General features: G+C 63.1%; 22 protein-coding genes and 1 pseudogene. 14 read left to right on the top strand and 9 right to left on the bottom strand.

The features are described 5' to 3' along the window. Positions 1 to 8 precede the first annotated feature (8 nt). The gene (locus NKG60_RS13490; protein ID WP_352865804.1) at positions 9 to 1,082 is read right to left on the bottom strand and encodes a branched-chain amino acid ABC transporter substrate-binding protein; all 1,074 of its coding nucleotides are present in this window, start codon (positions 1,080 to 1,082) and stop codon (positions 9 to 11) included. Positions 1,083 to 1,261: 179 nt separating this feature from the next. Here NKG60_RS13490 and NKG60_RS13485 point away from each other — a divergent pair, with 179 nt between their 5' ends. The 6 genes and pseudogenes from NKG60_RS13485 to NKG60_RS13465 all read left to right on the top strand — a co-directional run bounded on the left by NKG60_RS13485 (position 1,262) and on the right by NKG60_RS13465 (position 5,589). Further along, a complete protein-coding gene (locus tag NKG60_RS13485; protein WP_352974995.1) occupies positions 1,262 to 1,756 on the top strand; it encodes a flavin reductase in 495 nt (164 codons plus the stop codon). 33 nt (positions 1,757 to 1,789) lie between these two features. Further along, positions 1,790 to 1,919, top strand: a pseudogene (locus NKG60_RS32250) (AAA family ATPase); the annotation flags it as partial. Between the two features lie 63 nt (positions 1,920 to 1,982). Beyond that, positions 1,983 to 2,321, top strand: a complete 339-nt coding sequence (locus tag NKG60_RS13480) for an XdhC family protein (RefSeq protein ID WP_352662504.1) — start codon at positions 1,983 to 1,985, stop codon at positions 2,319 to 2,321. A 6-nt stretch (positions 2,322 to 2,327) separates the two neighbouring features. Continuing rightward, positions 2,328 to 3,032 carry an XdhC family protein gene (locus NKG60_RS13475; RefSeq protein ID WP_352662501.1) on the top strand — a complete coding sequence of 235 codons (705 nt, stop codon included), beginning with the start codon at positions 2,328 to 2,330 and terminating at the stop codon, positions 3,030 to 3,032. Then, positions 3,029 to 4,639 (top strand): NTP transferase domain-containing protein, encoded by a 1,611-nt coding sequence (locus NKG60_RS13470; RefSeq protein WP_352974993.1) that lies wholly within the window; start codon positions 3,029 to 3,031, stop codon positions 4,637 to 4,639. The genes NKG60_RS13475 and NKG60_RS13470 overlap by 4 nt, the downstream gene beginning before the upstream one ends. Before the next feature lie 92 nt (positions 4,640 to 4,731). Further along, the gene (locus tag NKG60_RS13465; RefSeq protein ID WP_352865810.1) at positions 4,732 to 5,589 is read left to right on the top strand and encodes an alpha/beta hydrolase; all 858 of its coding nucleotides are present in this window, start codon (positions 4,732 to 4,734) and stop codon (positions 5,587 to 5,589) included. On the opposite strand, the gene NKG60_RS13460 is transcribed toward NKG60_RS13465, so the two are convergent. Continuing rightward, positions 5,586 to 6,623: a DUF1176 domain-containing protein gene (locus tag NKG60_RS13460; RefSeq protein WP_352865813.1), complete on the bottom strand. Its 1,038-nt coding sequence runs from the start codon at positions 6,621 to 6,623 to the stop codon at positions 5,586 to 5,588. The two genes, NKG60_RS13465 and NKG60_RS13460, sit on opposite strands and share 4 nt — an antisense overlap. A 123-nt stretch (positions 6,624 to 6,746) precedes the next feature. Here NKG60_RS13460 and NKG60_RS13455 point away from each other — a divergent pair, with 123 nt between their 5' ends. Further along, positions 6,747 to 7,253, top strand: coding sequence for a DUF1993 domain-containing protein (locus NKG60_RS13455; protein ID WP_352663333.1), 507 nt, complete (start codon positions 6,747 to 6,749; stop codon positions 7,251 to 7,253). Between the two features lie 51 nt (positions 7,254 to 7,304). On the opposite strand, the gene NKG60_RS13450 is transcribed toward NKG60_RS13455, so the two are convergent. Next, complete coding sequence (locus NKG60_RS13450) at positions 7,305 to 7,469, bottom strand: hypothetical protein (RefSeq protein ID WP_023674744.1); 165 nt, start codon at positions 7,467 to 7,469, stop codon at positions 7,305 to 7,307. A 384-nt stretch (positions 7,470 to 7,853) separates the two neighbouring features. On the opposite strand from NKG60_RS13450, the gene NKG60_RS13445 reads away from it, so the two are divergent. Both NKG60_RS13445 and NKG60_RS13440 read left to right on the top strand, forming a co-directional pair. Further along, positions 7,854 to 8,921, top strand: coding sequence for an aldo/keto reductase (locus NKG60_RS13445; RefSeq protein ID WP_352865815.1), 1,068 nt, complete (start codon positions 7,854 to 7,856; stop codon positions 8,919 to 8,921). 48 nt (positions 8,922 to 8,969) lie between these two features. Then, a complete protein-coding gene (locus tag NKG60_RS13440; RefSeq protein WP_352865818.1) occupies positions 8,970 to 10,235 on the top strand; it encodes a cysteine desulfurase-like protein in 1,266 nt (421 codons plus the stop codon). Between the two features lie 18 nt (positions 10,236 to 10,253). On the opposite strand, the gene NKG60_RS13435 is transcribed toward NKG60_RS13440, so the two are convergent. From NKG60_RS13435 to NKG60_RS13415, 5 genes are read right to left on the bottom strand one after another with little or no spacing between them, the layout of a single operon-like run. Then, complete coding sequence (locus tag NKG60_RS13435; protein ID WP_352865820.1) at positions 10,254 to 11,285, bottom strand: histone deacetylase family protein; 1,032 nt, start codon at positions 11,283 to 11,285, stop codon at positions 10,254 to 10,256. After that, complete coding sequence (locus tag NKG60_RS13430) at positions 11,282 to 11,794, bottom strand: GNAT family N-acetyltransferase (RefSeq protein ID WP_352865822.1); 513 nt, start codon at positions 11,792 to 11,794, stop codon at positions 11,282 to 11,284. The genes NKG60_RS13435 and NKG60_RS13430 overlap by 4 nt, the downstream gene beginning before the upstream one ends. Before the next feature lie 9 nt (positions 11,795 to 11,803). Continuing rightward, a complete protein-coding gene (kce, locus tag NKG60_RS13425; protein ID WP_352865825.1) occupies positions 11,804 to 12,733 on the bottom strand; it encodes a 3,5-dioxohexanoate:acetyl-CoA acetone transferase in 930 nt (309 codons plus the stop codon). A gap of 9 nt (positions 12,734 to 12,742) precedes the next feature. Continuing rightward, the gene (locus NKG60_RS13420) at positions 12,743 to 14,110 is read right to left on the bottom strand and encodes an aminotransferase family protein (RefSeq protein WP_352865827.1); all 1,368 of its coding nucleotides are present in this window, start codon (positions 14,108 to 14,110) and stop codon (positions 12,743 to 12,745) included. Between the two features lies 1 nt (position 14,111). Further along, entirely contained in the window at positions 14,112 to 15,752 is a 1,641-nt protein-coding gene (locus tag NKG60_RS13415; RefSeq protein ID WP_352865830.1) for a N,N-dimethylformamidase beta subunit family domain-containing protein, read from the bottom strand. A gap of 156 nt (positions 15,753 to 15,908) precedes the next feature. On the opposite strand from NKG60_RS13415, the gene NKG60_RS13410 reads away from it, so the two are divergent. The 5 genes from NKG60_RS13410 (at position 15,909) to NKG60_RS13390 (ending at position 18,670) form a co-directional block, all read left to right on the top strand. After that, a complete protein-coding gene (locus NKG60_RS13410; RefSeq protein WP_023674751.1) occupies positions 15,909 to 16,157 on the top strand; it encodes a ParB N-terminal domain-containing protein in 249 nt (82 codons plus the stop codon). Positions 16,158 to 16,279: 122 nt separating this feature from the next. After that, complete coding sequence (locus NKG60_RS13405; RefSeq protein ID WP_352865833.1) at positions 16,280 to 16,765, top strand: SRPBCC family protein; 486 nt, start codon at positions 16,280 to 16,282, stop codon at positions 16,763 to 16,765. A 24-nt stretch (positions 16,766 to 16,789) separates the two neighbouring features. Further along, on the top strand, positions 16,790 to 17,746 hold the full coding sequence (locus NKG60_RS13400) for an alpha/beta fold hydrolase (RefSeq protein WP_352865835.1): 957 nt from the start codon (positions 16,790 to 16,792) through the stop codon (positions 17,744 to 17,746). 194 nt (positions 17,747 to 17,940) lie between these two features. After that, entirely contained in the window at positions 17,941 to 18,339 is a 399-nt protein-coding gene (locus NKG60_RS13395) for a GFA family protein (RefSeq protein ID WP_352865837.1), read from the top strand. Positions 18,340 to 18,457: 118 nt separating this feature from the next. Continuing rightward, positions 18,458 to 18,670, top strand: coding sequence for a hypothetical protein (locus NKG60_RS13390; protein ID WP_023717422.1), 213 nt, complete (start codon positions 18,458 to 18,460; stop codon positions 18,668 to 18,670). Between the two features lie 13 nt (positions 18,671 to 18,683). On the opposite strand, the gene NKG60_RS13385 is transcribed toward NKG60_RS13390, so the two are convergent. Then, positions 18,684 to 19,598, bottom strand: coding sequence for a hypothetical protein (locus NKG60_RS13385; protein ID WP_352865839.1), 915 nt, complete (start codon positions 19,596 to 19,598; stop codon positions 18,684 to 18,686). Positions 19,599 to 19,834: the final 236 nt, after the last annotated feature.

Below are 19,834 nucleotides of genomic sequence, written 5' to 3'. Positions count from 1 at the left end.
GCTTGACATCATTGGCTCTCCGCTGGCACGAAACGGCCGCCGTCGAAACGGTAGGCTTGATAAGGATTTTGCGCCAGGTCACCTTTTTCGTCAAAGCGGATCGGTCCGATCGCCGTGGTGAAGTCATGCGCGGTCAGCACGTTAGCCAGCCTCTCGCCGGAGCTTTGCGTCAATGCTGAAGCGGCCTTGGCGATCTCGACCGCGGCATAGGCGGGTAGCGTGTAACCTTCCGGCACGATGTTTTGTCCGGCAAAGCTCTGCAGCACCTTGGGGTCGGCGACATCGGCCCATTCGGGCGGCGCAATCATCAGCGTGCCGACGGCATAAGGCACGTCGCCGAGCGGCGCGCGCAACGCTTCGCCGCCGGCAAACACCATTCCGGTGTCGAGCTGGCCGGCGTCGCGGCCCATAATGGCGACATCATCGCCGTCGCCGCCGGCAAAGACATGCGTTGCGCCGGCTTTCTTAAGTCGGCCGATCAGGCCGATCTGGTTGTCGAGCTGCGGCCGGAACGTGTCGACGAACACCGGCTTCAGCGCCGCTTGCTCGGCGGCTGCCCGAAACGTCTCGGCCATTTCGCGGCCATAGATCGTGCCGTCGTCGACGATGGCGAACAGCTCGTTCTGCCATAGGCGGGTGAGGATGGCGGCGACGGCATTGCGCTCGTCGTCGCCGCGTGGCCCGAGACGATAGATCGGCCATCCGGTCTTGGCGCGCCGGTCGGTCAGGCTTTCCGTACGGACGCCGACTGTGATCACCGGTATGCCGGCATCCTTGAGGATCGGTAGAGCCGCCTCGATTGCGTCGGTGCACAAAAACCCGATGACGATGTTGACCTTGGCTGCGGTGAACTCCCGCGCGGCAGCGGCGCCACCGTCGGCCGTGCAGGCGTCATCGATCGTCTTGATTTCGGCATCGTTCGCTTCAGCCGCCATTGTCGCGCCGGCCTCGATCTGTTTGCCGAGGATCGCCGACGCCCCCGACAAAGGTGCCGCGACGCCGACCAGCAGCGTCTCGGCACTTGCACTACCGGCGACCGAGAGCCAGGCCAGCACCGCTATCGTGGTCGTCCAAGGTCGCATGCGAGCGAAGAATTCCTCTGCACCGGTCGCGTGGTTGCTGGCGCCAATGCCGTCAAGACCTAAAGGCTGGCCAGCTTTGGTGCAACACGCGAATTCTGGATATACGTCAAGCACTTCGCTTGTGGCATGCAATATCCCCCCATATATAACGGTTGGTTCTGACTAGTGGAAAATCATCGGTGCTGAAGAAGAATGACATCGGGCCGCAGGCCTACCGCGACGCGATGGCCCATTTTGCCGGCCATGTACATGTAGTCACCACCGATGGCCCCGCCGGCAGGCGCGGCGCGACGGTGATCGCGGCCTGCTCGGTGTCGGACACGCCGCCGACCATCCTGGTCTGCCTCAATCGTGAAAATCCCAAGAACGAGCCGTTCGTGGAAAACGGCAAATTTGCCCTGAACACGCTGGCTTCGGATCAGGAGCCGCTGTCGATCCGCTTTTCCGGCATTACCGGCCTGCCGGTCGAGGAGCGTTTCGCGTTGGCCGAATGGGATGTGATCTCGACCGGTTCGCCGACGCTGAAGGGCGCGCTCGCCGTCTTCGACTGCGAACTGATCGATACCAAGGATCTGGCCACCCATCGTGTGCTTTTTGGCAAAGTTACAGGTTTGCGCATCGGCGATAATTTGCGGCCGCTGATCTATCACAACCGCGGCTACCACGCTCTGTAAAGGCTTTCAGATGGCCGCGCCCGCGGAGACAGAATGACCGAGTTGAAAACCGCGTCCGGCGCCACGGACGATCGACGAGACGCTCGATCTGTTGACCTGTGCGGATTATGTGGCGGACCGGTCGCTGGCGACCGTGCTGTTTTTATGCGTTCGGTCGACCCGCGCCGGTGGATCGAGGCTGGCGTGATGCGCGTCGCATAACCACATGTCTCCCAGGGAGAAAATCATGGAACGCAGTATCTATCTCGATGAGGCTCGCGACCCGCTGATCATCGCGGAGGGCTGGATGAAGGACGGCAAGGATGTCGCCATCGCCACCGTGGTCGAGACCTGGGGTTCGGCACCGCGGCCGGTCGGCAGCCATCTGGTCATCGACGCCGAAGGCAATTTCCACGGCTCCGTTTCGGGCGGCTGCGTCGAAGGCGCCGTGGTGACCGAAGCGGTCGACGTCATCGATAGCGGCAAGGCGAAGATGCTGGAGTTCGGCGTCGCAGACGAGACCGCCTGGCAAGTCGGCCTGTCATGCGGCGGCCGCATCAAGGTCTATGTCGAAAGATTGGGTTGATCTCGAATGGATCCCTATGCCCTGAAGACACTCAACGCCGAACGCCGCGCCCGCCGCGCGGCAATCCTGGTCACCGATCTCGGCGACGGCCGCGACCGTGTCGTGCGCGAGGGCGACCGGGTAGCCGGCGAACTCGGGGCGGCCGTCGCCAAGGCATTTCGCACCGGCAATTCCGGTTCGGTCGAAGCTGAGGGGCGGACGTTCTTCCTCAACGTACATCTGCCGCAGCCGCGTCTGGTGGTGATCGGCGCCGTCCACATCAGCCAGGCGCTGGCACCGATGGCCAGGATCGCCGGCTATCCCGTAGAGATCATCGATCCGCGCACGGCCTTTGCCACGCCCGATCGTTTTCCCGATATCGCACTGCATGCCGAATGGCCAGAGGATGTGCTGACGCGTCAGCCGCTCGATAGCTATACGGCGCTGGCTGCTCTCACCCACGATCCGAAGATCGACGATTTCGCGCTGAAGGCGGCGCTCGACGCCGGCTGCTTTTATGTCGGTGCGCTCGGCAGCCGCAAGACCCACGCCAAACGTGTGGAACGCCTGCTGGCTTCGGGGGCGACGGCCGACCAGATCGCCCGCATTCATGCCCCGATCGGCCTCGACATTGGGGCTGCCAGCCCGGCCGAGATCGCCGTCGCGGTGTTGGCGCAAGCGATCCACGCCTTTCGCTCGCGCGGCCTCGAATCCAAAGGCGCGGTCGCGTGAAATTTGGTCCCGTTGCGATCGATGCGGCCGAAGGGGCAGTGCTGGCGCACGCCACCACGGCCGGCGAGCGCCGCTTCCGCAAGGCGCACAGGCTAAGCGCCGGGGATGTGTCCCTGTTGAAGGCCGCTGGCATTTCCGAGGTCGTCGCGGCGGTGTTGGCGCCCGATGATCTCAGCGAGGACGTCGCCGCCGAAAAGATCGCTGCATCCATGATCCACCGCAACATCGAGGCGAAGCCCGCCGCGACCGGCAGGGTCAACCTCCACGCGCAGGCTGCCGGCATGTTCACCGTCGACGCGGCGATGATCGATGCTATCAACGCCGTCGATCCGACGATCACCATCGCCACGCTCGCGCAGCATGCGCCGGTCGAAAAAGGTCAGATGGTAGCAACGGTGAAGATCATTCCGTTTGCGGTCGCCTCCGCTTTGGTCGATGCGGTGGCAGGGATCTGCGCCGGCGGCGAGATCTTTGCGGTCAACGCCTATCAGCCGGTGCGCGTCGGCGTCATCCAGACGGTGCTGCCCGGCATCAAACCCAGCGTGCTCGACAAGACGATGCGCGTCACCGAAGCACGCCTGGCGCGTTCGGGCGGCAGGCTGGCGGCGGAGCGTCGAACGCCGCATGAAATTATCCCCGTCGCCGAGGCTGCGGCTTCGCTGATACGCGACAACGATATGGTGGTTATCTTCGGCGCCTCGGCGATGGCCGATTTTGGCGACGTCGTTCCCGCTGCGATCGAAAAGGCAGGCGGCACTGTCATCCGCGCCGGTATGCCGGTCGATCCCGGCAATCTGCTGGTGCTAGGCACACTAGGCGGCAAGCGCATCATCGGTGCGCCGGGCTGCGCCCGCAGTCCCAAGGAGAACGGCTTCGACTGGGTGCTCGACCGGCTGATCGCCGGCCTCGACGTGACCGCCAGGCATATTGCCGGCATGGGTGTCGGCGGGCTGTTGATGGAAATTCCGACGCGGCCGCAGCCGCGCGAGCCATTGCCGGCCAAAGCCGAACCAAAGGTCGAGATCGTGCTTCTGGCCGCCGGCCGCTCCAGCCGCATGGGCGGGCCGAACAAGCTCTTGGCGCTCTTCGACGGCAAGCCGCTGGTCCGTCGCACTGCCGAACGCGCGGTCGGTTCGAAAGCCGCGGCCACCATCGTCGTCACTGGCCATCAGCGCGAGCGCGTGCGCGATGCACTGTCTGGCCTCGATGTGACGTTCGCCGACAATCCGGAATTCGCCGAGGGTCTGTCTTCGTCGCTGAAGGCCGGCATCGCCAAGATTTCCGGCGACGCCGCCGGCGCCATGATTGTCCTCGGCGATATGCCTGGCGTCGCCTCGGCCGACCTCGACAGGCTGATCGAGGCGTTCCGCAGGTGCGAAGGCCGATCGGTGGTGCGGGCCTCGCACGATGGGCGGCGGGGCAATCCCGTGCTGCTGCCGCGTTCGCTGTTTGCCGCGATCGCTCACCTCGAAGGCGATACCGGGGCCCGCCATCTGGTCGAGGCCGAAGGGCTCGACGTCATCGATGTCGAGATCGGCGAAGGGGCAGCCGTCGATGTCGACACGCGCGAGGCGCTGGAAAGCGCCGGCGGCGTGCTGCAGGATTGACAAACCGAAGCCGAAAAACGCATGGCTGAGGCATGGCCTTTCGTTTCTGCTTCCGGTTCCGCTTGCCTCCCTCTGGCCTCCCGGCCCTGCTGATGGCGATTCTTTTGTCGCTCTCTTGTGCCGCCCACGCCAACGCTCTCGAACTCAAACCCTTCAAGGATGATCTCTTCGCCTATCCGGTCACACTCTCGTCCGAGAGCAACGGTGCCTATACGGTTGTCGATTATCGTGAGCTGCGCGACATCAACGCTCGTGACGAAGTGCCTGAACGTCGTGTGCATGCGCAATACACCGATCCCGGTGTGCGCAAGGTGCAGCAGGATTTGTTGCTGAAGACCGATGCCGGCGATGTCCGCCACATCGCCGTCGGCAAGACCGAGGGCGCCAGCATCATCGTGCTTTATCTGCACGGGCAGGGCGGCAGCCGCAAGCAGGGCACCGACGACTTCACCTTCGGCGGCAATTTCAACCGCATCAAGAACCTGATGGCCGGCAATGGCGGCCTCTATCTGTCGCCGGATTTTTCCGATTTCGGCGACGCCGGTGCCACCCAGGTCGCCGCGCTGATCGACCACTATGCCGAACAATCGCCGAGCGCAAAAATCTTCGTCGCCTGCGGCTCGATGGGCGGCTCATTATGCTGGAAGCTGGCCGCCCGCAATGACACCGGCGGGCGCATCGACGGGCTTCTGCTGCTCGGCTCGCTATGGGATGAGAGTTTCTTCTCAAGCCCCGCATTCAAGCGTCGTGTCCCAGTCTTCTTCGGCCAAGGCAGCAAGGACCCGGTGTTTCCAATCGAGAAACAGGAAGCCTTCTTCCGATCAATTCTGGCCAAGTCGAAAACCTATCCGACCCGCTTCGTCCGCTTCGAGACCGGCACGCACGGCACGCCGATCCGCATGACCGACTGGCGCGGCACGCTCAACTGGATGTTGTCGAAGGCTCCTTAAGGCGCGGTATTGTAGTCGACGACCGTCTGCGGATTTTCCTCGCCGTCATAAGACGCGTCGACATCGTACTGGACCAGGGAAAAATCGGCGTTGCGAAACAGATAGGTCCCCGATGAAGAGGCATCGCCGATGCCACGCCATTTGTTGAAGGTGGTGATCGTCTTGGTCTCTTCGTCGTAATCGGAATTGGTTGCCCAGCCGGAGGTCTGGAAGCCAACTATGGTCATGCCCAGCAATTTGCCGTCGCTGTCATTGTTCTCGTAGCGGATGTCCATTTCAGGTTCGGCGAACTGCAATTGTCTCACGCCAAGCACGTCGTCGCTCATGTAATAGATCGAGTTTTCGTTGTAGGCCGCGGCCGAGCAGGCGAAATGGAAAAGCCGCGTTTCGCTTTCGGGATCGCTGGCAGCCGCATCCTTGCCCTTATAGTGGATCGAGAAAATCTCCGGCTCCTGCGCCAAAAGATCCTTGTCGCACTGGTCGCCATAAGTCGCGGCAAACGCCTTGTTGGCCTGCTCAAGCGCCGCGTCCTTCTTCGGCGGCGGCGGTCCATCGCCGCAGCTTGCCGGCACGGCATCCTCGAAATCGGCCTTTGAGGGTTTCAGCGCACCCTTGTCGATGAAGATCGAGCGAAATGGCGGTTCCTGGATCGAGGCGTTGATCTGGCGCAGCGTATAGCAGCCGGCAAAGACATTTTCGCTGCCGTCCTTGGCCGTCGCCCGGATGGCGACCGGAACGCTGTAGTAGATGCTGCCGGCAGCCCCATCTTCGGATACGCCACCGGTTTTGACTTCGACCGTGTCCGTGCCGTCATAGCCTTTGACGAAGGAATTGAAATCCTTGGCCGGCTTGGTGTCGCCGAAATAGTCCCAGGCGCGCGCGAATTCGTGCCGGCTGATGGCACTATAAAGCGACCGGATGACCACTTCGGCATTCGACCTGTCGTCGATATAAGGCGCGTCTGCGGCGAGCGCCGATTGGCCGGCAACGGCAAGCGAGATAAAAGCGGTCGCTGCAAAAAAGGCGCGTCTCATCGGGAACCTCCACTCGATGAAAAATCCTATCATATCGATTGCGGCGGCGTGGTGACGCTTGAACAACCCCCTGCGAAAGCGCTACCTCTCGCCGTCGGCAGTCGGGCCGCGTGGAGATTTCTTGTGACCATATCAATGTATGAAGCATCCGTGCCGGTATTTTCGGCGAGACTGAAGGCACTAGCCAATGTGCTGAACATTGCCGAGCAAAATGCGGCTGATCGCAAGATCGATCCGCAGGTGTATCTGACAGCGAGGCTGGCGCCGGACATGTTTGCGCTGACCAGGCAGGTGCAGATTGCCACCGATCACGCCAAGGGCGCGCCGTCGCGGCTTGCCGGGCGTGAGGTGCCAAAATACGAGGATAATGAGGCGAGCTTCGCCGATCTGCAGGCACGCCTCACCAAGACGCTCGACTATCTCTCGACATTTTCGGCGGCCGAATTCGATGGTTCAGATGACAGGATGGTTGAACTGCGGCTTGCGGGACGCGAGGTTTCGATGGCGGGAATGCAGTACCTGCTGCACGCCGCCATGCCCAATTTCTATTTCCACCTGACCACTGCCTACGACATCCTGCGCCACAACGGCGTGCCATTGGGCAAGTCGATTTTCCTCGGATCGCGTTGAGATCCGCTCGTGAGATATCCCGCCGCGGCGTGATATCTCACGGTGCGCTGTTTAGCGCAGGGACATTTCCCTGGCGATGCGCGGGAAATCGGCCGGCTTGACGCCGATATCGGCGCGATCGGCATTGCTCATCGAATGGAGCAGCGCCAGTGCCGCACGATAGCGCAGCTGTTCCCGCGGACGCGGGCGAGCGAACATTTCAGTGAAGAATCCCATGATTCAAGCCCCGTATTGAACCTCCACGGCCGTCAGTATAGGCAGATCATGACAATTGTGCAGTGCAGCATTCGCATGGCAGCCATGCTGCCCTGATCTTTTTCGACATAATTCGGCTGTGTCGGCGAAACTTCTGCGGTGCTTCGACCGTAGGCCTCAGTGCCGGCACTTGGCCGGCTTTTCCTCGCCATTCCTGGCGAACTTCCGGACTGCATGCACATGCAGTCCGGCTTTTTTGTTAGCCGCAGGGATAACCCCCGTTCGCCGGCATTCTGGGAAAGTCGCCTGGCCTGCCGTCGGTGGGCTTGGAAGCGGGCGGCGCTTTCCTGTATGTTATCGCTTCCTCCTCGCGCAGCCGCGCAAAATTCCCGCCGGAGAAACTCCATGCACAAACGCCGTCTCGGCCAGACCGATCTTTTCGTGTCGCAAATCTGCCTCGGATCGATGACCTGGGGCCAGCAGAACACCGAGGCGGACGGTCACGCCCAGATGGATCTGGCGTTTGCTCGCGGCGTCAATTTCATCGACACCGCCGAACTCTATCCGATCCCGCCCAAGGCGGAGACACAAGGCCGTACCGAGACAATCATCGGCAATTGGATGAAGGAGAAGCGCAATCGCGACCAGGTGATCATCGCCTCGAAGGTGGTTGGTCGCACCGCCAACACCTGGTTTCGCGGCGACCGCCCGTCCAAGCTGGTGCGCGCCGATATCTTCGACGCTATCGATAAGTCACTCGCCAGGCTCAACACCGATTACATCGACCTCTATCAGATCCATTGGCCGGAACGCGACGTGCCGTGGGGCGCCAATCCGAACCGCATCGGCGCTGTGCCGCGACGCTCCGATACCGCCGGCGTGCCGGAGGGCGAGACGCCGATCGCCGAGACGCTTGCCGTATTCGATGAACTGGTGAAGGCCGGCAAGATCCGCCATTTCGGCTTGTCGAACGAGAATTCCTGGGGCGTCATGCGCTTCATTGCCGAAGCCGACAAGGGCCTCGGCCCGCGCGTCGCCTCGCTGCAGAACGCCTATAATTTCGTCAACCGCACCTTCGAGGTGAACCTTGCCGAAGTCTGCGAGCGCGAGCAGGTGTCGCTGCTTGCCTATTCGCCGCTGGCGCAAGGCTATTTGACCGGCAAATACGATCATGGCGCGCGGCCGCAGGGCTCGCGCTCGCAATTGTTCAACCGCGGCCAGCGCTACGAGACGCCGAATGCTGCCGAGGTGCAGCTCGAATACAACCGGTTGGCGCGCACCTTCGGCATGGAGCCGGCGCTGTTTGCCAATGCCTATGTCTCGAACCGGCCCTTGGTCACCTCGAACATCGTCGGCGCCACCACCATTTCGCAACTCGAAATGGCGCTCTCTTCCGCCGACGTGGTCTGGACCGAGGACATGCAGAAAGCCGTCGATGCGATCCACCAGCGTGTCGGCAATCCGTGCCCTTAATGCGTCGGGACGTAGTTGTCCGATCGTCATAAGGAGAGGGGAACAGCCATGGACTTCCGGATCGACGCGGTGCGCGCGAAATTTCCGGCCTTGTCGCTGACCGACAGGGGCCGCAGGCGCATTTATCTCGACAATCCTGCCGGCACGCAGGTGCCGCAGGCGGTGGCGGAGGCGGTGTCACGCTGCCTGCTGACCACCAATGCCAATCTCGGCGGCTTCTTCGAGACCACCGTTGCGGCACAAGACATCGTGGACGAGGCCCATCTGGCGATGGCGGATTTCCTCGGCGCTGCGAGCCCGCAGGAAATCATCATCGGTGCCAACATGACGACGTTGACCTACCACATGTCGCGAACGCTCGGCCGCACGATGAAGCCCGGGGACGAGATCATCCTCACCCGCATGGACCATGAGGGCAACGTCTCACCCTGGCTGCAACTGGCTGAAGACCTTGGCCTTGTCGTGCGCTGGCTGCCTTTCGACCAGCAGAGCTGGCAGGTCGAGCAGGCAGCACTCGCCGCGCTGCTTTCCGAGAGGACGCGGCTCGTCGCGCTCAACTACGCCAGCAATCTCACCGGGTCGATCAACCGGGTGAAGGCGTTGACCGGCATCGCCAGGCAGGCTGGTGCGCTGGTCTACGTCGATGCCGTCCAGTTCGCGCCGCATGGCGTGATCGACGTCCAAAACCTCGGCTGCGATTTCCTGATCTGCTCGGCTTACAAGTTCTTCGGCCCGCATATGGGAATTTTGTGGGGCAGGCTGGACGTCATCGATGCGCTGAAGCCGTATAAATGCCGTTGCTCGTCCAATGCCCTGCCGGAGCGCTTCGAACTCGGCACGCCGCAAATTGAATTGATGGCCGGCCTGTCGGCGGCTGTCGATTATTTTGCCGAGTTGGGCGCGGCAGCTGGCGCGCAAGGGTCGCGTCGGCGGAAAATCGCCAAGGCCTTCGAAGTGTCAATCGCTTACGAGAACGCGCTGACTCAACAGTTGATCGACGGTCTGTCGGATATTGCCGGCCTGACCATTCACGGCATCACCGATCCGAAGCGGATAAATCAGCGTGTGCCGACGGTGTCGTTCACTGTCGACGGCATCGTGCCGGAGACGATCGTGCGGCAGATGAATGCCGAAAACATCTTCCTGTGGTCCGGCCACAACTACGCCTGGGAGATAGTGCACCAGCTCGGCATTCCGGCCGAGCAGGGCGCGGTGCGCATCGGCATAGCTCATTACAACACTTCAGCCGAGATCGACGAGACGCTGGAGAACGTGCACTGCGTTGTCGCCATGCTGAGGCAGGAACGATCCTGAGCGGGCCTCACGGGCGGATCATCGCTTGTGGGCGCCGCCAAAACCGGTGAGGAAGGCGGTGAGGTTGTCGCCGAGCTCGTCGCAGAGATAGCCGCCTTCCTGGACGATGACCGTTGGCAGGCCGAGCCCCGCGATCGCCTCGCCAATGCGCGAAAAGCCAGGCGTGCTCACCGACAGCCCGCCGAACGGATCGCCTTCGAAGGCATCTAGCCCCAGCGCCACCACAAGCACATCGGGCGAGAAGGCGTCGATGCGCTGGAATCCTGCCGCCAGCGCTTCGAGGAACGCTGCATCGCCGGATTTTCGCGGTAGCGGCAGGTTGAGATTGTAGCCGAGACCGGCGCCTTCGCCGCGCTCGTCGGCATGGCCCCAGAAAAACGGATAGAAGCGTACCGGGTCGGCATGCAGCGACACGGTGAGCACGTCCGGCCGGGCATAGAAGATGCCTTGCGTGCCGTTGCCGTGGTGCAGGTCGACATCGAGGATAGCCACCCGCGCCGCCTGCTTGCGCAGAACCTGTGCGGCGACCGCCGAATTGTTGATGAAGCAGAAGCCGCCGGCGACATCGGCAAAGGCGTGATGGCCGGGCGGCCGGCACAGCGCATAGGCGGCCGGCGCTCCCGACATCACGGCCTCGGCTGCTTCAACCGCGCTCCAGGCGCTCCACAGTGCGCTCTGCCACGTCTCGCCGGAGATCGGGCAGGCGGTGTCGGCCATGTGGTAGCCGGCCTGGCCGACCGCCGAGGCCGGATAGGAGCCGTCCCGCGCGATCGGATGGATGTTGGGGATGACCTCGGCCGAGGCGCCCTCGATGCGCTGCCAGCGCGCGAAGATATGCTGGAGGAAATCGAGATATTCCGGCGTATGCACCGCCGCAATCGGGCCGGGCCCGTGATCCCGAGGCCGTTCGATCGTGCAGCCGGCAGCCTTTGCGCCGGCTAACAATCGCTCGATCCGCTCCGGCTTTTCGGGATTGGGCTGCGGCGCGCCGCTTGAGAGGAACGCCTTCGGGTCGTGGCGCTTCTGTTCTTCGGCATAGAAGGCTTTCATGTTGGCTCCTCCGATGCATCGGCAAATGCGAAAAAGGCGTCGCCGACGATCTTCTGCACCTGCTCGTAGCTCGACCAGCCAATGCCCAACCGTTCGTAAAAAGCCTTGGCGGTCTTGTTGTCGGTGTCGACGGACAGCCTGAGATAGACGCCGCCTGCCTTCCGGCACTGCGCCGCGACCCGGCGCAGCAGGCGCTCGCCGATCCTGCGGCGACGAAACCGGTCCTCGACATAGAGGTCCTGCACATAGACGCCGGGTCGGCCCATCCATGTCGAGAAGATCGGAAAATAGAGGCACAGCCCGGCAAATTCGCCACCGACTTCTGCGATCAAGGTCGAGAAGGCAGGCTTTTCGCCAAAGCCATAGGTGCGGAGATCCTGAGCAGTCGAGGTGATCTCCTGATGTGCGCCGACATGCACGCCGAGCCGTAGGAGTGCGGCGTGGATGGTTTCGACGTCCTCCACCCGGCCGGGGCGGATGACAATGTCGTTGGTGGCTGTATTGGTCACGGCCGCATCTCAGAACGCCACGCGGTCGCCGCCCTTGAGCGCGAGCATCTGCCGTGCCTCGGCCGGCGTTGCGACGTCCAGCGACAGCCCCTCGAGCACGCCGCGGATCCGGCGGACCTGGTCGGCATTGGACTTGGCGAGCTGGCGCCCGTCGTAGAGGCTGTCCTCCAGCCCGACGCGGACGTTGCCGCCCATTGCCGCCGCAATCGAGATCATCGGCATCTGGTAGCGTCCGGCGGCCAGCACCGAAAACTGATAGGCGTCGCCGAACAGTTTATCTGCGATGCGCTTCATGTGGATCAGGTTTTCGGGGTCGGCGCCGATGCCGCCGAGGATGCCCAAAACAAACTGGATGAACAGCGGTCCCGACACCAGCCCACGATCGCGAAAATGCGCCAGGGAATAGAGATGGCCGACATCGTAGCACTCGAATTCGAAGCGCGTGCCGCAACCACGCCCAAGCTTCTCCAGCACCGTCTCCATGTCGGCAAAGGTGTTCTTGAAGATCGTGTCGCGGGTTGCCTCGAGCAGCTTCGGCTCCCATTCGTGCTGCCATTCCCGCGGCCGGTCGAGCATGGGGAACAGCGCGAAATTCATCGAACCCATATTGAGCGAGCACATTTCCGGCTCGGCCCTGAGCGGCGCGGCCAATCGCTGGTCGAGCGTCATCAGCGACGAGCCGCCGGTGGTGATGTTGATCACCGCGTCGGTCGCCTGCTTGATGCGCCGCAGGAACTGCATGAACACCTCGGGATCGGCGGTCGGCCGCCCGTCCTTGGGGTCGCGGGCGTGAAGATGCAGGATCGAGGCGCCGGCTTCGGCGGCGGCGATTGCCTCTGCGGCGATCTGGTCCGGCGTCACGGGCAGATGTGGCGACATCGACGGGGTGTGCACCGACCCGGTGACGGCGCAGGTGATAATGATTTTTCGCAGCGCCATGGTTCGCCCTCAGCCTTCGACCGGCAGGTCGAGCTCGCCGGCCAGCACTTCGAGCGAGTCGCCGATGATGGATATGATCTCGCCGATCTGCGCGGCGGTGACGATCATCGGCGGCGCGACCATGAAATTGTCGCCGTCGACGCCGCCCTTGACCTTGCGTCCGTAGATGATCAGGCCGCGCTCATAGGCGAGGTCGAGCAGCCGCTGGGTGGCCTTCTTTGCCGGCTCGATCGGCCTCAGCGTTTCTGGGTCGGCGACCATTTCGGCACCGGTGAGCAGGCCCTTGCCGCGGACGTCGGCGATGAATGGAAACCGCTTGGCCAATCCCTTCAGTTCGTCCATCAAAAGCTCGCCCATGTCGGCCGCGTTGGCGATCAGGCCGAGGCGGTCCATTTCGCCGAGTACGGCGAGCCCGGCGGCGCAGGCGAGCGGGTTGCCGGCATAGGTATGGCCGTGCTGAAAGCCGCCCGATGCGAGCAACGGTTGCACCAGCCGCATCGGTGCCGCCAGCGCGCCAAGCGGTGCGTAGCCAGAGCCCAACCCCTTCGACAGCGCGACGATGTCGGGCTTGCAGTTCCAGTGGTCGCCGCCGAGGAATTTTCCGGTGCGGCCGGCACCGCTCATCACTTCGTCATGGATGAGCAAGATGCCGTAGCGATCGCAGATCTCGCGGATTCGCGGATAATAGCTGTCCGGCGCCACCAGTGCTGCCGTGGCAGCGCCGCCGACCGGCTCCATGATGAAGGCGAGCACGCTTTCCGGCCCCTCGGCGAGGATCTTTTCCTCCAGCATATCGGCGTAGCGGATGCCGCGCTGTTCCATGGAAAGATTGTCGCGGTCGCGCCAGGCGATGGGCGCCGGCACCGTCGGCATGACCTGCATCATCGGCATAAAATTTTCGGCCAGCGCATCGTCGCCGGTGACGGCGAGCGCGCCGAGCGTGCCGCCATGATAGGAGGGAAAGCGCGTGATCACCTTCCAGCGGCTGGGCTGGCCGGTGGCGACCGCCCATTGCCGCGCCAGCTTGATGCAGGATTCCGTAGCTTCCGAGCCGCCGGAGACAAAGAAGATGCGGTCCAGGCTCTCGGGGAGTTTGGCCGCCAGTTGCCGCGCGAGTTCCTCTGCCGGCTCGTTCTCGAAGTGCAGGCGGTAGGCGAAGGTGGCGCGGTCCATCTGCCGTTTCATCGCGTCGAGCACGTTGCGGTTGGAATGGCCGATATTGGCGACCATCGGCCCGCTCGACCCGTCGATGAAGCGGCGGCCGTCCTGCGTCCACATGTAGATGCCCTCGGCGCGGTCGATGAGCGGCCGGCGCAGGCTGGACAGATAAAACAGATGCGAGGCTTCGCGAGTTTCCGGGGCAGGGGACTTCAGCATGTCATGACTTTCCGAGATAGCGGTCGAGGACATTTTTGGTAACACGCTCGACCATCGCATCCTGCCTTAGCAGGCCGGCAACCCATTCGCAGCTTCCAGCGTGAAACACCTCGCCCTTGCCGCGCGGGAAATTGACGATCATGCCGTTGCCGCGTTTGACCTTGTCGAGATTGGCGTCGCTTGCCTCGCCAAACAGCGTCTCGGCGGTGAAGCGTCCATCCTCGTCGCCGAGGAACTGGTCCTCGAACGGAATGTCGGCACTTTCCTCGACCTGGGCAGCCATGCCGACCGCGAGCACCTGCAGGCCGTCCAGTGCGCCGCTGTCCGGCGTGGGGTAGGGTAGCCCGCCGCGGATCTCGAAGTCGAGCCCGTCGACCTCGTAACCATAGACATGGCTGTCGGCGCCGAGCAGGTCGCCATAGTAGATGCCGGTACCGGCAAACGCCCAATGCTCCGGCCGGTAGACCGGAAAGCCGCGCACGCCGCGCGGCGCGCAGCCGCCCCAGCCGGCATAGACGCCTCGTGTCGCGTTGAGGCCGAAGGTCGCCGCACCCGGCCGGCCGATTTCCGGCGCTTCCCAGGAATTGGTGGCGCGCCTTATATCGCCGCCGCGATAGGCCGGGTCCTCGGCGCGGGCGCGGTATTTGTAGCAGACCTGCCGGCGGCCTTCGTCCTCCAGCCTGGTCTGCCACATGAAATTGCCGGCAAAGCGCGCCGCATGACCGCCGCGCTCGACATAGCTGTCGACCGCATCGCGCATTTCCCAGGTCCAATATTCGTCGTGGCCGACGAAGACGACGCAGTCGTAGCCGTCGAGGATGTCGGGCGAAAAATGCAGATCGTGCTGGCTGGCGAGATCGACGGCGTAGCCGGCACGCTCGGCGAAGCGGAAGAAATGGCTATCGTAGCTTGCCCAGCCTGACGAGGCGTATTTCTTCGAATGGCCGGTGGCAAAGGCCCATTCCATATGCGGATAGCGCGGCACGGCTTTCGGCGGCACCGCGACTTCGAGCGGCACCCGCGGCGCGTCCTTGGGCAGCACGACGAAGCCGCGGCACCACGGCCGTTGCGTCGACACCATTCGTGCATACTGGTCACGGCCTGGCCCGGTGATGCCTTCATAATGGTTGGAACCGCCCCATGTATTATAGGCGAGCCAGGTGCCGGTGGCCGCCACCTGCAGCACGCGGCCGGGCTTCTTGCCGGGCTGCGGCGCGACGATGAAAAGATGATGGCCGCGGATCGGCTTGCCGTCGCGACCGTCCGCTTCAAGCGTGACGCGATAGGCGCCGGACGGCCAATCGTCGCCGATGCGAAACTCGAACGACGCTTGCCAGCCGCAGCCTTCGACCGAACATTGGTCCGGCGTATCTTGCCAGCGCGCCGCGATACCGGCCTCCTCGAACATTGTCGCTTCCGCGCCGCCGTCGCGGATGATCGCGACGCCGAAACTGGCGGCCGTCGAGCTGACATGCAGCGCCACCATCTCGCCAGGGCGATAGGAAAGACGGTCGCTGTAGCACCAGATTTCGCCGCGCCCGCCATCCATACCGGGCCATTCCCAGTAATGGCTGCGCACCGCCTCGCGTCGCTGCTCCGGCGTCAGTCCGAAATCGGGAAACTCGGTCGGCAGATGGTTCATGGACACCGCTAAGGTCGAAGGCCGCCATTTCGGCCATCGGGCGGCCAAGCGTCAATTGGAAACGATCGGGCCAGCCATTGCCGGGCCGCTCCCTTGGCCTTGCCGGCCAAACAGACTATCTCACAAAGGGCGGCGTTGTCCGCCACGGGAGCCGATATGCTGAGAGTGCAAAAGGTCAGGGTCAATGACATCTACGTGCCGACCGCGCGCAAGAAGACGCTGCATCCCGAGACCGTCCGCCATCTAGCCGAGGACATTCTGGAAAACGGCATGAAGATGCCGATCCAGGTGCGCCATGACGGCAAGCGCCACATCCTGGTCGAAGGGTTGCATCGGCTGGAAGCGGCCAAGTGGCTCGGCGAGACCGAGATTGACGCCTATCTGGTGCAAGCCAAGCGCCACTGAAGCCACTTTATTTCGCTCGTTCGAATCGCCGGTCCCGCGGATTTTTTCACGGACCGTGTCGGCTTGCGTCTTGTCGGTTCGTCCTAGACACGAAAGCCAAAACCGACATGTGAGGAAACATCATGACCACCAGGCTCGACATCGCCCCCAACTCGGACCGCGAGCTGGTTCTCGCGCGCATCATCAATGCGCCGCGCGAGAACGTCTATCGCTGCTGGACCGAGCCGAAGCTGTTGACGCAATGGTTCGCGCCGAAGCCGTGGACGACGCCGCGCGCGGAGATGGACGTTCGCGCCGGCGGCACCAGCCTGGTCGTCATGGCCGGTCCCGACGGCAACGAGTTTGCGAACCCCGGTGTCTTCCTCGAAGTCGTGCCGGGCAGGAAGCTCGTGTTCACCGATGCCTATACAAAAGCGTGGGAGCCTTCGGCCAAACCGTTCATGACCGGGATTGTGACACTCGAGGACGAGGGCACGGGCAAGACCCGCTACATCGCCCGGGTTGCGCATTGGTCGGTCGCCGACCGCGAACAGCACGAGAAAATGGGTTTTCACGAGGGCTGGGGCCTGTGCGCCGAACAGCTCGAGGAGGTCGCAAAGCGACTTTGATGCAAACGGGAGAGGGAGACTGATATGTCCAGATCGATATTTTTTGCCATTTTCGCCTCGGCCGCCGCGTTCTTTGCCGCGCCGGGCACCATCAACGCAGAGGAGGCCAAGCCCGCCATGACGACCGCAACCGCAACACTGCCGACGCCGGAAAAATCCGGCCTGCTGCCGATCAACGGCCTGAACTATTATTACGCCGTCTATGGCAAGGGCGAGCCGCTGCTTCTGCTGCATGGCGGTCTCGGCACGACCGACATGTTCGCGCCGATCCTGCCGAAGCTTACCGAAAACCGCACCGTCATCGGCGTCGACCTGCAGGGCCATGGCCGTACCGCGCTCGGCGACCGGCCCCTCAGCCTGGAGGCGATGGGCGACGACATGGCGGCGATCGTCAAGGCGCTCGGCTACGACAAGGTCGACGTCATGGGTTATTCGCTGGGTGGCGGCGTCGCCTTCCGCATGGCCGTCCAGCATCCCGAAACGGTGCGCCGCCTCGTGCTGGTCTCGACCGGCTACGCCGCGGATGGCTTCTATGCCGAGATGCGTGGCCAGCAGGCACAGGTCGGCGCGGCGATGGCCGACATGATGAAGGACACGCCGATGTACAAATCCTACGTCGCGGTTGCGCCGCATCCGGAGGATTTTCCGAAACTGCTGGACCAGCTCGGCGCCTATATGCGCAAGGACTACGACTATTCGGCCGACGTGCCGAAGCTAAAAATGCCGGTGATGCTGGTGTTCGGCGACAGCGACATGTACCGGCCCGAGCACGAGATCAAGTTCTATCAGATGCTTGGCGGCGGGTTGAAGGACGCCGGCTGGATGCGCGAGAACCTGTCGCAAAACCGCCTGGCGATCCTGCCGAACCGCACCCATTACGACGTGTTCTTCGCGCCGGAACTGACAGCTGCCGCGCTGCCGTTCCTCAATGGCGAGACCAAGGTCAAGACCTGGGACGAGGTCGTCAACGAAACGAACTGACGCCCAATCAATTGTCTGCCGGCCATCTCCCGCGAGATGGCCGGCATTTCGTCGATGAGGCCTTGGCGCGGCGCATCGAGTCAATCGCCCATCAGCCGCATCACAGCTATAGATGGCGCCATCAAAGCTTTTCAATTGACGGTGCCACGCCTATCGATAGGTATCGCCTATCCTCCAGGGAAGGGACGCGGGCGATGGGAATATATCAGGGTGGATGTTTGTGCGGTGCGGTGCGCTACCGTGCCGAGGCGGCACCGATCAATGAGCGCGTCTGCCATTGCCGGCTCTGCCAGAAGGCGCTGGGTGCCGCCTTCAACGCGCGCGTGCTGTTCCGCATCGACGATGTGACGGTCGACGGACCGCTGGCGACGGTGAATTCCTCGCCCGATCTCAAGCGCGGCTTTTGTCCCCGCTGCGGCACGACGATGTTTTCCCGGCGCGATTCCGCCGGCATCATCGGCGTCACCACCGGTTCGCTCGATGATCCCAGCGTGTTCAGGCCTGAGATGCATATCTGGACCGCCTCGAAGCAGCCCTGGGTGCAGATCGACGACGGCCTGCCGCAATATGAAGGCGCGCCACCTCCGGCTTGAGGTGAAATCTGGACAAAATTTAATCCGAAGCGACACGAGATAGCCGGCAAAGCGTCATTGGCGGGCCATCATTGCTGCCTATCTATTGCGTGCGGGCAGCAGTCGAGGAGGCGACGGAATGAACGACAGCATCAACACCCTGGACGAGCTCTTGAGCGATCCGATGATCAAGCTGGTGATGGAGCGCGACCGCGTGCAGCCGGCAGAACTTCGCACGCTGCTCGAGGAAAAGGTCCGCCGGGCCGACGATGATGTGGCGGTCAACGATCGTTTTGTACCGCCGGCCCACCTGATGGCCACGACCTGCCACAAGCTGTGGCTGTGCGGCTAGGGTCTTGAAGCGGTCAGCCGGAATTTGCCGGCAAATAGCTGTAATGGCTGCGGAAATAAGCGAGCCTGAAGCCGAGGCGCGCATAGTTGCGATACGCCGGCCCGTTTCGTTCGGCGTGCGGCGCCTCGATGTCGGCCACGAACAGTTTTGCACCGGCCGCAAGTCCGTCGCGCACCATCGCTTCGCCGAGCATTGCATCGAGGTCGAAGCTCGGCGCCATGATGCCGGGAACCGGCGCGTCGATGCCGCTCCAGGCCACGCCGTCGGCACCGATGAACATCGAGCGCACCGCCGCCACCGCGCCTTCCCGCCGCAGCATGTAATGATACCAGCCGCGCCGGCCGGCCAGCGCCAGCAACCACGGTGAAGTCGGCAACCGATATTGGCTGTCGATGAACCCCGCCCATTCCCTTGCCGTTGCCGGCGTCACCCGCTCGACCGAGACGTTCTCAGTCGGGAAAAGCGGCTCCGCTGGCAATGGCGTGGCGTCGCGAAAGATGCGTTCCCAGCCGCCCTGACGCTGCAGGCCGCGCGCCTCGAGCCAGCAGCTGAGCGTCGCGGGCTCGGTGTGTGGATTGGTGTAGAACCAGGGCCGCAGAATGCCGGCGTCGCGATAATGCGTCAGAAGCGCATCGAGCCGGCTCTCGGTGGCCGCGCTCTCGACGCCGAAATTCTTGACGCAGTTGAAATGGATGAACGGGATCGTCGTGCAGGTGGCCCAGACGAGATCGCCATCTTCGGCGATGGCTAAGCCTTGCCTTGCGGCAAAGTCTGCCGGGGCGGCGCGATAGAGATCGAGCCAGGCCTTGACCTCGGCGCGTTCGATGGTGCGGCTGAGATCGCCAGATATCTCGTCGATCCCGATGGCGGGCGAGTGTGGCTCCGGCGGGGCTACGGGCTGCAATTCTGACAGGGCGGCGGGCTGCATCACTTCCTCCCAAGTACGGGCCTTACACTGTAAGATTAGTGAAGACTAATCTCATGCCGTGAGTTGTCAAGCGGCATTGCGAGGCAGCGACGTGGCCGAACGTTTGGGGATAGCGCACCTCCGGACCAGCGTCCCGATGCAAAGCCCTAACAATTCGATTCAAACTTTGTTGGTAGTTTCTTGTTAGGAATCCAGCTTGGTTTGTCCGGCGGCGTTGTCCTGCCTTCGGTCTGTTG

The organism is Mesorhizobium sp. M1428 (genome assembly GCF_040317515.1).
Taxonomy (GTDB): Bacteria; Pseudomonadota; Alphaproteobacteria; order Rhizobiales; family Rhizobiaceae; genus Mesorhizobium.
Note: the sequence above shows the minus strand (reverse complement) of the source record. Positions and strands in the feature narration are given on the sequence as shown.

Excerpts from the sequence above, each read along its gene's own strand:
- NKG60_RS13480 (WP_352662504.1), top strand. The coding sequence starts at position 1,983 with ATGGAACGCAGTATCTATCTCGATGAGGCTCGCGACCCGCTGATCATC.
- NKG60_RS13440 (WP_352865818.1), top strand. The coding sequence starts at position 8,970 with ATGGACTTCCGGATCGACGCGGTGCGCGCGAAATTTCCGGCCTTGTCG.
- NKG60_RS13450 (WP_023674744.1), bottom strand. The coding sequence starts at position 7,469 with ATGGGATTCTTCACTGAAATGTTCGCTCGCCCGCGTCCGCGGGAACAG.
- NKG60_RS13400 (WP_352865835.1), top strand. The coding sequence starts at position 16,790 with ATGTCCAGATCGATATTTTTTGCCATTTTCGCCTCGGCCGCCGCGTTC.
- NKG60_RS13435 (WP_352865820.1), bottom strand. The coding sequence starts at position 11,285 with ATGAAAGCCTTCTATGCCGAAGAACAGAAGCGCCACGACCCGAAGGCG.
- NKG60_RS13475 (WP_352662501.1), top strand. The coding sequence starts at position 2,328 with ATGGATCCCTATGCCCTGAAGACACTCAACGCCGAACGCCGCGCCCGC.
- NKG60_RS13415 (WP_352865830.1), bottom strand. The coding sequence starts at position 15,752 with ATGAACCATCTGCCGACCGAGTTTCCCGATTTCGGACTGACGCCGGAG.
- NKG60_RS13420 (WP_352865827.1), bottom strand. The coding sequence starts at position 14,110 with ATGCTGAAGTCCCCTGCCCCGGAAACTCGCGAAGCCTCGCATCTGTTT.
- NKG60_RS13445 (WP_352865815.1), top strand. The coding sequence starts at position 7,854 with ATGCACAAACGCCGTCTCGGCCAGACCGATCTTTTCGTGTCGCAAATC.
- kce (WP_352865825.1), bottom strand. The coding sequence starts at position 12,733 with ATGGCGCTGCGAAAAATCATTATCACCTGCGCCGTCACCGGGTCGGTG.
- NKG60_RS13410 (WP_023674751.1), top strand. The coding sequence starts at position 15,909 with ATGCTGAGAGTGCAAAAGGTCAGGGTCAATGACATCTACGTGCCGACC.
- NKG60_RS13465 (WP_352865810.1), top strand. The coding sequence starts at position 4,732 with ATGGCGATTCTTTTGTCGCTCTCTTGTGCCGCCCACGCCAACGCTCTC.
- NKG60_RS13390 (WP_023717422.1), top strand. The coding sequence starts at position 18,458 with ATGAACGACAGCATCAACACCCTGGACGAGCTCTTGAGCGATCCGATG.
- NKG60_RS13395 (WP_352865837.1), top strand. The coding sequence starts at position 17,941 with ATGGGAATATATCAGGGTGGATGTTTGTGCGGTGCGGTGCGCTACCGT.
- NKG60_RS13405 (WP_352865833.1), top strand. The coding sequence starts at position 16,280 with ATGACCACCAGGCTCGACATCGCCCCCAACTCGGACCGCGAGCTGGTT.
- NKG60_RS13490 (WP_352865804.1), bottom strand. The coding sequence starts at position 1,082 with ATGCGACCTTGGACGACCACGATAGCGGTGCTGGCCTGGCTCTCGGTC.
- NKG60_RS13385 (WP_352865839.1), bottom strand. The coding sequence starts at position 19,598 with ATGCAGCCCGCCGCCCTGTCAGAATTGCAGCCCGTAGCCCCGCCGGAG.
- NKG60_RS13460 (WP_352865813.1), bottom strand. The coding sequence starts at position 6,623 with ATGAGACGCGCCTTTTTTGCAGCGACCGCTTTTATCTCGCTTGCCGTT.